This is a genomic window from Pseudomonas sp. LS_2 (assembly GCF_042709235.1).
Taxonomy (GTDB): domain Bacteria; phylum Pseudomonadota; class Gammaproteobacteria; order Pseudomonadales; family Pseudomonadaceae; genus Aquipseudomonas.
In genome coordinates, this window is sequence record NZ_JAVAYC010000041.1 from 20,338 (window position 1) to 31,874 (window position 11,537).

Sequence of the window (11,537 nt, forward strand, 5' to 3'; positions counted from 1 at the left end):
GAGGCCCTACAGGTAGTTGGCGTTGGCAGCGTCCAGGGTGCCCTGGGCTTGCATGATAAGTTCGCAGAACTCGCGTGCGGCACCTTCGCCGCCGCGCGCCTGGGTAATGCCGTGGGCGTGCTGGCGCACGAACGCAGCCGCACTCGCGACCGCCATGCCCAGGCCGACGCGGCGAATCACCGGCAGATCGGGCAGGTCGTCACCGAGGTAGGCGACTTGCTCGTAGCCCAGGCCCAGCGCGGCGAGCAGGCCATCGAGCACCACCAGTTTATCCTCGCGACCCTGGAACAGGTGCGGGATGCCGAGGTTCCTGGCCCGGCGCTCGACCACCGGGGTCTTGCGGCCGCTGATGATCGCCGTGGTCACGCCCGAGGCCATGAGCATCTTGATGCCCTGGCCATCGAGGGTGTTGAAGGTCTTGAATTCGCTGCCGTCCTCGAGGAAGTACAGGCGACCGTCGGTGAGCACGCCATCGACGTCGAACACCGCCAGCTTGATGGCCTTGCCGCGTTGCAACAGGTCTTGGTTCATCTACATCACTCCGGCGCGCAGCAGGTCGTGCATGTTCAGGGCGCCGGTCGGGCGGTCGTCCTGGTCGACGACCACCAGCGCGCTTATCTTGTGGTCTTCCATGATCTTCAGGGCCTCGGCGGCGAGCATCTCGGCGCGGGCGGTCTTGCCGTGGACGGTCATGACCTCGTCGATGAGCGTCTTGTGTACATCGATGTTGCGGTCCAGGCTGCGGCGCAGGTCGCCGTCGGTGAATACCCCGGCCAGCTTGCCATCGGCTTCCATCACCACGGTCATGCCCAGGCCCTTGCGCGACATCTCCAGCAGCGCGTCCTTGAGCAGGGTGCCGCGCTGGACCTGGGGCAGTTCGGCGCCGGTGTGCATGACGTTCTCGACTTTCAGCAGCAGGCGACGGCCCAGGGCGCCACCGGGGTGCGAGAAGGCGAAGTCCTCGGCGGTGAAACCGCGCGCTTCCAGCAGGGCGATGGCCAGGGCGTCACCGAACACCAGGGCAGCGGTGGTCGAGGAGGTTGGGGCGAGGTTCAGCGGGCAGGCTTCGTGGGCTACGCGGGCGTCGAGGTTGACCTCGGCGGCCTGGGCCAGGGCGGAGTCGGGGTTGCCGGTCAGGCTGATCATCTGGATGCCCAGGCGTTTGATCAGTGGCAGCAGGGTGACGATTTCGGCAGTGCTACCGGAGTTGGACAGGGCCAGGATGACGTCATCGCGGGTGATCATGCCCATGTCGCCATGGCTGGCTTCGGCCGGGTGCACGAAGAAAGCCGGGGTACCGGTGCTGGCCAGGGTGGCCGCGATCTTGTTGCCGATGTGCCCGGACTTGCCCATGCCGACCACCACGACCCGGCCCTTGCTGGCCAGAATCAGCTCGCAGGCCTTGACGAACTGGTCGTCGATACGGGCTAGCAAGCCCTCTACTGCCTCGAGTTCGAGGCGCAGGGTGCGTTGGGCGGATTGGATCAGCTCACTGGATTGGCTCATGTCGAAAAAGCAATGCCTGAGGAAAAGGCGCCGATTATAGCGGCAATGTGTGAAAGCCTCACCTTTCAGTTGTCGCGGGTAGTTACATATATATACCTGTCCCAGGCCTGAATAGCGCGGCCAATGGCCTTGGGGCGCACCTGCCTGCGGTGCTATAGTTCGCCGCTATCCAGCCCGCCAGGGGTGCGTGTGCCTTCATGATGGGGGCCGGCGTCCTTATAGCGAGGCTGCATTGCAAGGAGTCTAGATGAGTTCGGATAGCGCCTACGCGGTCGAGTTGAAGGGCGTCACCTTCAAGCGCGGCTCGCGCAGCATTTTCAGCAACGTCGACATACGCATACCCAAAGGCAAGGTCACCGGCATCATGGGGCCTTCCGGGTGCGGCAAGACGACCCTGCTGCGCCTGATGGGCGCGCAGCTGCGTCCGGCCAGCGGCGAGGTCTGGGTGGCGGGGCAGAACCTGCCCACCTTGTCCCGTGGCGACCTGTTCGACGCGCGCAAGCAGATGGGCGTGCTGTTCCAGAGCGGCGCGTTGTTCACGGACCTCGACGTGTTCGAGAACGTCGCGTTCCCGCTGCGTGTGCACACCCAGCTGTCGGACGAGATGATCCGCGACATCGTGTTGATGAAACTGCAGGCCGTAGGGCTGCGCGGCGCCATCGACCTGATGCCCGACGAGCTCTCCGGCGGGATGAAGCGCCGCGTGGCGCTGGCCAGGGCAATTGCGCTCGACCCGCAGATCCTCATGTACGACGAGCCCTTCGTCGGCCAGGACCCGATCGCCATGGGTGTGTTGGTACGCCTGATCCGCCTGCTGAACGATGCCCTGGGCATCACCAGCATCGTGGTGTCCCATGACCTGGCGGAAACCGCGAGCATTGCCGACTACATCTATGTCGTCGGCGACGGCCAGGTGCTGGGGCAGGGGACGCCGGATGAGCTGATGGGCTCGGACAACCCGCGTATTCGCCAGTTCATGAAGGGCGACCCGGACGGCCCGGTACCCTTCCATTTTCCTGCGCCTGATTACCGCGCCGATCTGCTGGGGGCGCGTTGATGCGCAGAAAATCCTTACTCGAACGTATTCGCTTGTTCGGTCGCGCAGCTATCGATGTGCTTGCCGTGCTGGGACGCTCCTGCCTGTTCCTGTTCCACGCCCTGGTCGGACGCGGCGGAATTGGTGGCGGCTTCCAACTGCTGGTCAAGCAGCTTTATTCGGTCGGCGTGCTGTCGCTGGCGATTATCGTGGTGTCCGGGGTGTTCATCGGTATGGTCCTTGCGCTGCAGGGCTACAGCATCCTCACCAAGTACGGCTCGGAACAGGCCGTAGGGCAAATGGTGGCACTTACCCTGCTGCGTGAGCTGGGGCCGGTGGTCACTGCGCTGCTGTTCGCAGGCCGCGCCGGGTCCGCGCTGACCGCCGAAATCGGCAACATGAAATCCACCGAGCAACTGTCGAGCCTGGAAATGATCGGCGTCGACCCTCTCAAGTACATTGTTGCGCCGCGCCTGTGGGCGGGCTTCATCTCGCTGCCGCTGCTGGCGCTGATCTTCAGCGTGGTCGGCATCTGGGGTGGGTCCTGGGTGGCGGTGGACTGGCTCGGGGTCTACGAGGGGTCGTTCTGGGGCAACATGCAGAACAGCGTGTCGTTCACCAGCGACGTGGTCAACGGCTTGATCAAGAGCCTGGTGTTCGCTTTCGTGGTGACGTGGATCGCCGTATTCCAAGGGTATGACTGTGAGCCCACTTCCGAGGGGATCAGCCGTGCCACGACCAAGACCGTGGTCTACGCCTCATTGGCAGTCCTGGGTCTGGACTTTATTCTGACCGCCTTGATGTTTGGAGATTTCTGATGCAAAACCGCACCCTGGAAATCGGTGTCGGCCTGTTCCTCCTGGCCGGGGTTCTGGCGCTGTTGCTGCTGGCCCTGCGGGTCAGTGGGCTGTCGGCCAACCCGAGCGGCGACACGTACAAAGTTTACGCCTACTTCGACAATATCGCCGGTTTGACTGTCAGAGCCAAGGTGACCATGGCCGGTGTGACCATCGGCAAGGTCACGGCCATCGACCTGGATCGCGATTCCTTTACCGGTCGGGTGACCCTGGAGCTGGACAAGAAGGTCGACAACCTGCCGACCGACTCCACGGCCTCGATCCTGACTGCCGGGTTGCTGGGCGAAAAATACATCGGTATCAGCGTGGGCGGCGAGGACGATGTGCTCAAGGAAGGCGGAACCATCCACGACACCCAGTCGTCATTGGTACTGGAAGATCTGATTGGCAAGTTCCTGCTCAACAGCGTTGGCACGGAACCGAAAGAAGCCCCACCGGCTAATTGAGGAGTTCCCATGATTTCGACCCTGCGACGTGGCCTGCTGGTGTTGCTGGCGGCCTTTCCCCTGATGGCCCTGGCTGCGCCTGGCCAGACACCCCATGACGTGGTGCAGAGCACTACCAATGAGTTGCTGAGCGACCTGAAGGCCAACAAGGAGCAATACAAGTCCAACCCAAGCGCCTTTTATGACGCGCTCAATCGCATCCTCAGTCCGGTGGTCGATGCCGAAGGCATTTCCAAGAGCATCATGACCGTCAAGTATTCGCGCAAGGCCACCCCGGAGCAGATGAAGCGCTTCCAGGAGAACTTCCAGCGCAGCCTGTTCCAGTTCTATGGCAACGCGCTGCTCGAGTACAACAACCAGGGCATTACCGTCGACCCGGCCAAGGCCGACGATGGCAAGCGTGCCTCGGTGGGCATGAAGGTCTCCGGCAACAATGGCGCCGTGTACCCGGTCCAGTACACCCTCGAGAACCTTGGCGGTGAGTGGAAGGTGCGCAACGTCATCGTCAACGGTATCAACCTCGGCAAGCTGTTCCGCGACCAGTTTGCCGACGCCATGAGCCGCAATGGCAATGACCTGGACAAGACCATCGACGGTTGGGCGGGTGAAGTGGCCAAGGCCAAGGAAGCCGCCGACAACTCGCCGGAGAAGACCGTCAAATGAGTGAAACTGGCGTGACCATGGCCGAGCCGGGCGTGCTGCGTCTGGCCGGTGTGCTGGACTACCGCAGCGGCCCGGCCCTGCGCAAGGATGGCAAGGCGCTGATTGCCGCCTGTCGTGAAACGCGCCTGGTGCTCGACTGCTCGGCGGTAGTGAAGTCCAGCAGCGTCGGGTTGTCGTTGGTGCTGGGCTTCATGCGTGACGCCCAGGCGGCTGGCAAGGCCTGCGAAGTGCGTGGCATGCCGGGCGACATGCAGGAAATTGCCGGGGTCTATGACCTCGACGAAGTGCTTGTGGGCTGATGGCCCGTGAGCCAGGGTAAGCCCCTCGGTCAGCGCAGCCTTTCTTGGGCTTCGCAGGCGAGGGGCTTTTTTGTATGATGGCCGACCCGCGCGCACTGGGCGCCGATTGAGGTTGAGCATGCAGGCCGTAGAAGTTAAGAGCTTCCTTGAAGAAAAACTGCCGGGAACCCGGGTCGAAGTTGAAGGCGAAGGCTGCAACTTCCAGTTGAACGTGATCAGTGACGAGCTGGCCGGCCAGAGCCCGGTCAAGCGCCAGCAGGCGATCTATGCTCACCTGAACCCGTGGATCGCCAACGGCAGCATCCATGCGGTAACCATGAAATTTTTCAGCAGCGCAGCCTGGGCTGAGCGCACCTGAGCCAACGTTGGCGGCGAGATTGAAATGGACAAACTGATTATCACTGGCGGCGTGCGTCTCGACGGCGAGATCCGCATTTCGGGGGCCAAGAACGCGGCCCTGCCGATCCTTTCCGCGACCCTGCTGGCCGACGGCCCGGTCACCGTGGGCAACCTGCCGCACCTGCACGACATCACCACCATGATCGAGCTGTTCGGTCGCATGGGCATCGAGCCTGTGATCGACGAAAAGCTCTCGGTGGAGATCGACCCTCGTACCATCAAGACCCTGGTGGCGCCGTACGAACTGGTCAAGACCATGCGTGCCTCGATCCTGGTGCTCGGCCCCATGGTCGCGCGCTTCGGTGAAGCCGAAGTTGCCCTGCCTGGTGGTTGCGCCATCGGTTCGCGTCCGGTCGACCTGCACATCCGCGGCCTGGAAGCCATGGGTGCGAAAATCGAGGTCGAAGGTGGCTACATCAAGGCCAAGGCCCCTGAAGGCGGCCTGCGCGGTGCGCACTTCTTCTTCGATACCGTCAGCGTGACCGGCACCGAGAACATCATGATGGCCGCTGCCCTGGCCAAGGGCCGTAGCGTGTTGCAGAACGCCGCACGCGAGCCTGAAGTGGTCGACCTGGCCAACTTCCTGATCGCCATGGGTGCGAAGATCCAGGGCGCGGGTACCGACACCATCACCATCGATGGTGTCGAGCGCCTGGCTTCGGCTACCTATCGCGTAATGCCTGACCGTATCGAGACCGGCACCTACCTGGTCGCCGCTGCCGTGACCGGTGGCCGCGTAAAGGTCAAGGACACCGATCCGACCATCCTCGAGGCGGTACTCGAGAAACTCAAGGAAGCCGGCGCCGACATCACCACCGGCGAAGACTGGATCGAGCTGGACATGCACGGCAAGCGGCCAAAAGCCGTGAACCTGCGTACTGCTCCGTACCCAGCGTTCCCGACCGACATGCAGGCGCAGTTCATCTCGCTCAACGCCATTGCCGAAGGCACTGGCGCAGTGATCGAGACCATCTTCGAAAACCGCTTCATGCACGTGTATGAAATGCACCGCATGGGCGCGCAGATCCAGGTAGAAGGCAACACCGCCATCGTCACTGGGGTCAAGGCCCTGAAAGGCGCGCCAGTAATGGCTACCGACCTGCGTGCTTCCGCCAGCCTGGTGCTGTCGGCACTGGTTGCCGAGGGCGATACCCTTATCGACCGCATCTACCACATCGACCGTGGTTATGAGTGCATCGAGGAAAAACTGCAGATGCTGGGCGCGAAGATCCGTCGCGTACCGGGCTAGTCTGTGATTGGCGCAGGGACGCGCCAGCCGAATCGTATACGGCCGGGCTTGCTGCCCGGTCGGCAGTAGACGCTTAAGGACCGACGTTCCAATGTTGACCATCGCGCTATCCAAGGGCCGCATTCTCGATGACACCCTGCCGCTGCTGGCAGAGGCCGGTATCGTGCCGACCGAGAACCCGGACAAGAGCCGCAAGCTCATCATCCCCACGACCCAGGACGACGTGCGCCTGTTGATCGTGCGTGCCACCGACGTGCCGACCTATGTCGAGCATGGCGCGGCCGACCTCGGGGTGGCGGGCAAGGACGTGCTGATGGAATACGGTGGCCAGGGCCTGTACGAGCCGCTGGACCTGCAGATCGCCCAATGCAAGCTGATGACCGCTGGCGTTACCGGTGCGCCGGAACCCAAGGGCCGCCTGCGCGTGGCCACCAAGTTCGTCAACGTCGCCAAGCGCTACTACGCCGAACAGGGCCGCCAGGTCGACATCATCAAGCTGTATGGTTCGATGGAGCTGGCGCCGCTGATCAACCTCGCCGACAAGATCATCGATGTGGTCGACACCGGCAACACCCTGCGTGCCAATGGCCTCGAACCCCAGGAACTGATCGCCACGATCAGCTCGCGCCTGGTGGTCAACAAGGCCTCGATGAAAATGCAGCACGCCCGTATCCAAAGCCTGATCGACACGCTGCGCCAAGCGGTCGAATCGCGACACCGCGGCTGACTCTCTCTCGACTGCGCGCGACCTTCGCTGTCGCGCCCGTCTATCCGCGTCATAGCCTTTTTTCTCGGGTGCCCGCGCGGATCGACTGGTAGCCTTGGGCGCCTGAGCATTCGTTAACAACCGAGGCCCTCGCCATGACCGTGTCCACTGCAATAGCCCGTCTCAACGCTGCTGACCCGGATTTCGCCCGACATCTGGATCATCTGCTGAGCTGGGAAAGTGTGTCCGACGACGCGGTCAACCAACGTGTGCTCGACATCATCAAGGTCGTGCGCGAGCGTGGCGATGCGGCGTTGGTGGAGTTTACCCAGCGTTTCGATGGCGTGGATGCCAAGGCCATGGGCGACCTGATTCTAGGTCGTGAGCGCCTGGAGCAGGCCCTGACCCGCATTACCCCGGCCCAGCGCCAGGCCCTGGAAACCGCCGCCAACCGCGTACGTGTCTATCACGAGCGGCAGAAGCAGGACTCCTGGCAATACACCGAAGCCGATGGCACCGTGCTCGGCCAGAAGGTCACCCCGCTGGACCGCGCCGGCTTGTACGTACCCGGCGGCAAGGCGTCGTATCCCTCGTCGGTGCTGATGAACGCCATTCCCGCCAAGGTGGCCGGTGTTGGCGAAGTGGTGATGGTCGTGCCGACACCACGTGGCGAGGTCAACGAGCTGGTCCTGGCTGCCGCCTGCATCGCCGGGGTCGACCGGGTGTTCACCATTGGTGGCGCCCAGGCCGTCGCTGCACTGGCCTACGGTACCGAGAGCGTGCCGCAGGTGGACAAGATCGTCGGTCCGGGCAATATCTACGTGGCCACCGCCAAGCGCCACGTCTTCGGCCAGGTCGGTATCGACATGATCGCCGGCCCTTCGGAGATCCTGGTGGTGTGCGATGGCCAGACCGACCCGGACTGGATCGCCATGGACCTGTTCTCCCAGGCCGAGCACGACGAAGATGCCCAGGCCATCCTGGTCAGCCCCGATGCCGATTTCCTGGACCGCGTCGCCGCCAGCATCGACAAGCTGCTGCCGACCATGGAGCGCGCCGAGATCATCGAGAAATCCATCAATGGCCGTGGCGCGCTGATCCAGGTGCGCGACATGCAGCAGGCCATCGAAGTGGCCAACCGCATTGCCCCGGAACACCTCGAACTGTCGGTAGCCGACCCCCAGGCCTGGCTGCTGCACATCCGCCACGCCGGTGCGATCTTCATGGGCCGCCACACCAGCGAGGCGCTGGGCGACTACTGCGCAGGCCCCAACCACGTCTTGCCGACCTCCGGCACCGCGCGTTTCTCCTCGCCCTTGGGCGTGTATGACTTCCAGAAGCGCTCGTCGATCATCTTCTGCTCCGAGCAGGGGGCGTCCGAGCTCGGCCAGACCGCCTCGGTGCTGGCCCGTGGCGAATCGCTGACGGCCCACGCCCGCAGCGCCGAATACCGTATCCTCACCGAGAACAAGGGGAACTGAGCATGAGTCGATTCTGGAGCCCCTTCGTCAAGGACCTGGTGCCTTACGTACCGGGTGAGCAACCCAAGCTGGCCCGCCTGGTCAAGCTCAATACCAACGAGAACCCCTACGGCCCATCGCCCAAGGCGCTTGAGGCCATGCGTGGCGAGCTCAACGACAACCTGCGCCTGTACCCGGACCCGAACGGCGACCGCCTCAAGCAGGCGGTCGCCGACTACTATGGCGTCCAGCCGCAACAGGTATTCGTGGGCAACGGCTCGGACGAAGTGCTGGCGCACATCTTCCACGGCCTGTTCCAGCACGACAAAGGCCCGCTGCTGTTCCCGGACATCAGTTATAGCTTCTACCCGGTATATTGCGGGCTGTACGGCATTGCCTTCGAGCCGGTGGCGCTTGACCAGCAATTCCAGATCCGCGTCGAGGACTACGCCAAGCCCAACGCTGGCATTATCTTTCCCAACCCCAACGCGCCCACCGGTTGCCTGCTGCCGCTCGAAGCCATCGAGCGCCTGCTGCAAGCCAACCGCGACTCGGTGGTGGTGGTGGACGAGGCCTATATCGACTTTGGTGGCGAAACCGCCATTAGCCTGGTGGAGCGCTACGACAACCTGCTGGTGACCCAGACCCTGTCCAAGTCGCGCTCGCTGGCGGGGCTGCGGGTAGGGCTGGCGGTAGGGCATCCGGACCTGATCGAGGCCCTGGAGCGGATCAAGAACAGCTTCAACTCCTACCCGCTGGACCGCATGGCGATTGTTGGCGCGGCGGTGGCGTTCGAAGACCGCGAGTACTTTGCGCACACCTGCCGTACAGTCATCGACAGCCGCGAGGCGTTGGTCAAGCAACTGGTGGCGCGTGGTTTCGAGGTATTGCCGTCGGCAGCGAATTTCATTTTTGCCCGTCATCCGCAACATGACGCGGGTGAGCTGGCTGCGAAGCTGCGAGAGCAAGGGGTCATCGTGCGTCACTTCAAGCAGGCGCGCATCGCGCAATTCCTGCGGATCACGGTGGGTACGCCAGAGATGAACCAGGCACTTATCGATGCGTTGAACTGATCCACACATCGTTCCTGCGCGGGGTAAGCCCGGTCCTACCATTCAAGGGCCGGGCTTGCCCCGCGTTGCTTTTCAGCGTTACTGTTGCAACTTGTAAATTCATCCGATGACTGGACGTAAACATGGCGCTGCTGCTCAAGCGGTCACTGGTAGAGCTTGCTGTCGATCAGCTGCGCGAACGTATCGCGCAAGGCGCCTGGGAAGTGGGTCAGCGCCTGCCCACCGAGCCTGAGCTGGCCCAGGAGCTGGGCATCAGCCGCAACACCGTGCGTGAAGCCATGCGGGTGCTGGCCTTCAGCGGGCTGGTGGAAGTCCGCCAAGGCGATGGCAGCTACCTGCGCACGGCTCAAGACCCTCTCCAGGCCGTGCAGGCGATGTCTCGCTGTAGCGTGGAGCACGCCCGCGAGACCCGCTGCATCCTTGAGGCGGAAGCCGTCGGGCTTGCCGCCCTGCGTCGAACCGAAGAAGACCTTTCCCGGCTGCGTGAGGCCCTGCAACGCAGTTCCGGGCACTTTCATGGTGACGTGGACACCTACGTTGCCTGCGACCTGGTCTTCCACCAGCGGCTGGTAGATGCCGCGCACAACCCGGCGTTGAGCGAGCTGTACCGCTATTTTTCCAGCGTCGTCGCCGCAGCCGTGCAACACAACATGAGCGTACGCCCGCGCAGCCAGCGGGTTCTCGATCTGCACGTACAGATCCTCGACGCCATCGAACAACGCGACCCGGACACGGCCAAGCGCCTGAGCCGGGCCCTTATCGAATCTTGAGTACCCGCTGCCATGTCCGAACAACTGACGCCCCTTCGCGCGAAAGCCGAACCTGAACTCGACGAACTCCTGATCGACGCCGAAGCCGACGATGAGCAGGTGCAGCAACGGCCGGTGCTGGTGCAACGCCCGTGGTTGCTGCTGCTGGGCCTGGTGCTGGTGGCGCTGAACCTGCGTCCGGCGCTGTCGAGCATGGCGCCGATCCTGAGCCAGGTCTCTGCGGAGCTTGGGCTCAATGCCTCGGCGGCCGGGCTTTTGACCACTCTGCCAGTGCTCTGCCTGGGTTTGTTCGCGCCCTTGGCGCCGGTGCTGGCGCGGCGTTTCGGCAGCGAGCGGGTCATCCTCGGCATCTTGCTGACCTTGGCCCTGGGCATCCTGGTGCGCAGCGCCCTGGGGGCGACCGGGTTGTTCGTTGGCAGCCTCATGGCGGGTGCAAGCATCGGCATCATTGGCGTTTTGCTGCCAGGCATCGTCAAGCGCGACTTCCCGAAGCACGCTGGCACCCTGACTGGCGTCTACACCATGGCCTTGTGCCTTGGGGCTGCGGTGGCGGCGGGCAGCACCGTACCGCTCAGCCAGCATTTCGGCGACAGTTGGGCGGTGGGCCTCGGCTTCTGGTTGCTGCCTGCACTGCTGGCGATGCTGGTGTGGTTGCCCCAGGCCCGGCAGGGGCAGGGTGCCCATCAGGTGGCCTACCGTGTACACGGCCTGTGGCGCGATCCACTGGCCTGGCAAGTGACGTTGTACATGGGCTTGCAGTCTTCCTTGGCCTACATCGTCTTCGGCTGGCTACCGTCGATTCTCATTGGCCGTGGTTTGAGCCCCACCGAAGCAGGCCTGGTGCTGTCCGGCTCGGTGATGGTACAGCTGATCAGCTCGCTCAGCGCCCCTTGGTTGGCAACGCGCGGCAAGGACCAGCGCCTGGCCATCGTAGTGGTGATGGTGGTGACCTTGGTCGGCCTGTTCGGCTGACTGTACGCGACGATGTCCGGTTTGTGGGGGTGGGCGATTCTGCTGGGGTTGGGGCAGGGAGGTACCTTCGCCTTGGCGCTGACCCTGATCGGGCTGCGCTC

Annotated in this window: 13 protein-coding genes and 1 pseudogene; 12 read left to right on the forward strand and 2 right to left on the reverse strand. The window is 63.4% G+C overall.

Going from position 1 to position 11,537, the window contains the following annotated elements; translation table 11 throughout:
• Positions 1-6: 6 nt before the first annotated feature.
• Together RAC97_RS23345 and RAC97_RS23350 are read right to left on the reverse strand one after the other, a co-directional pair.
• Positions 7-531 (reverse strand): KdsC family phosphatase, encoded by a 525-nt coding sequence (locus RAC97_RS23345; RefSeq protein ID WP_375099758.1) that lies wholly within the window; start codon positions 529-531, stop codon positions 7-9.
• Positions 532-1,506, reverse strand: coding sequence for a KpsF/GutQ family sugar-phosphate isomerase (locus RAC97_RS23350; RefSeq protein WP_375099757.1), 975 nt, complete (start codon positions 1,504-1,506; stop codon positions 532-534). It lies immediately after the preceding gene.
• A 247-nt stretch (positions 1,507-1,753) separates the two neighbouring features.
• On the opposite strand from RAC97_RS23350, the gene RAC97_RS23355 reads away from it, so the two are divergent.
• From RAC97_RS23355 to RAC97_RS23410, 12 genes and pseudogenes are all read left to right on the forward strand, one after another.
• Positions 1,754-2,563, forward strand: coding sequence for an ATP-binding cassette domain-containing protein (locus RAC97_RS23355; protein ID WP_375099756.1), 810 nt, complete (start codon positions 1,754-1,756; stop codon positions 2,561-2,563).
• On the forward strand, positions 2,563-3,360 hold the full coding sequence (gene mlaE / locus RAC97_RS23360) for a lipid asymmetry maintenance ABC transporter permease subunit MlaE (RefSeq protein ID WP_375099755.1): 798 nt from the start codon (positions 2,563-2,565) through the stop codon (positions 3,358-3,360). The genes RAC97_RS23355 and mlaE overlap by 1 nt, the downstream gene beginning before the upstream one ends.
• Positions 3,360-3,845: an outer membrane lipid asymmetry maintenance protein MlaD gene (mlaD, locus tag RAC97_RS23365; RefSeq protein ID WP_375099754.1), complete on the forward strand. Its 486-nt coding sequence runs from the start codon at positions 3,360-3,362 to the stop codon at positions 3,843-3,845. The genes mlaE and mlaD overlap by 1 nt, the downstream gene beginning before the upstream one ends.
• A gap of 9 nt (positions 3,846-3,854) precedes the next feature.
• Positions 3,855-4,508 carry a phospholipid-binding protein MlaC gene (locus tag RAC97_RS23370; RefSeq protein ID WP_375099753.1) on the forward strand — a complete coding sequence of 218 codons (654 nt, stop codon included), beginning with the start codon at positions 3,855-3,857 and terminating at the stop codon, positions 4,506-4,508.
• Positions 4,505-4,807 (forward strand): lipid asymmetry maintenance protein MlaB, encoded by a 303-nt coding sequence (locus tag RAC97_RS23375; RefSeq protein ID WP_375099752.1) that lies wholly within the window; start codon positions 4,505-4,507, stop codon positions 4,805-4,807. Before RAC97_RS23370 ends, RAC97_RS23375 begins: the two co-directional genes overlap by 4 nt.
• A gap of 118 nt (positions 4,808-4,925) precedes the next feature.
• Positions 4,926-5,165 carry a BolA family protein gene (locus RAC97_RS23380; RefSeq protein WP_028689666.1) on the forward strand — a complete coding sequence of 80 codons (240 nt, stop codon included), beginning with the start codon at positions 4,926-4,928 and terminating at the stop codon, positions 5,163-5,165.
• Positions 5,166-5,189: 24 nt separating this feature from the next.
• Entirely contained in the window at positions 5,190-6,455 is a 1,266-nt protein-coding gene (gene murA, locus RAC97_RS23385; RefSeq protein ID WP_375099751.1) for a UDP-N-acetylglucosamine 1-carboxyvinyltransferase, read from the forward strand.
• A gap of 91 nt (positions 6,456-6,546) precedes the next feature.
• Positions 6,547-7,182 (forward strand): ATP phosphoribosyltransferase, encoded by a 636-nt coding sequence (gene hisG / locus RAC97_RS23390; protein WP_375099750.1) that lies wholly within the window; start codon positions 6,547-6,549, stop codon positions 7,180-7,182.
• Positions 7,183-7,316: 134 nt separating this feature from the next.
• Entirely contained in the window at positions 7,317-8,642 is a 1,326-nt protein-coding gene (gene hisD, locus RAC97_RS23395) for a histidinol dehydrogenase (RefSeq protein WP_375099749.1), read from the forward strand.
• 2 nt (positions 8,643-8,644) lie between these two features.
• Positions 8,645-9,694 carry a histidinol-phosphate transaminase gene (gene hisC, locus RAC97_RS23400; RefSeq protein ID WP_375099748.1) on the forward strand — a complete coding sequence of 350 codons (1,050 nt, stop codon included), beginning with the start codon at positions 8,645-8,647 and terminating at the stop codon, positions 9,692-9,694.
• 122 nt (positions 9,695-9,816) lie between these two features.
• A complete protein-coding gene (locus RAC97_RS23405; protein ID WP_375099747.1) occupies positions 9,817-10,464 on the forward strand; it encodes a FadR/GntR family transcriptional regulator in 648 nt (215 codons plus the stop codon).
• Positions 10,465-10,476: 12 nt separating this feature from the next.
• Positions 10,477-11,537: pseudogene (locus RAC97_RS23410) on the forward strand (MFS transporter); the annotation flags it as partial.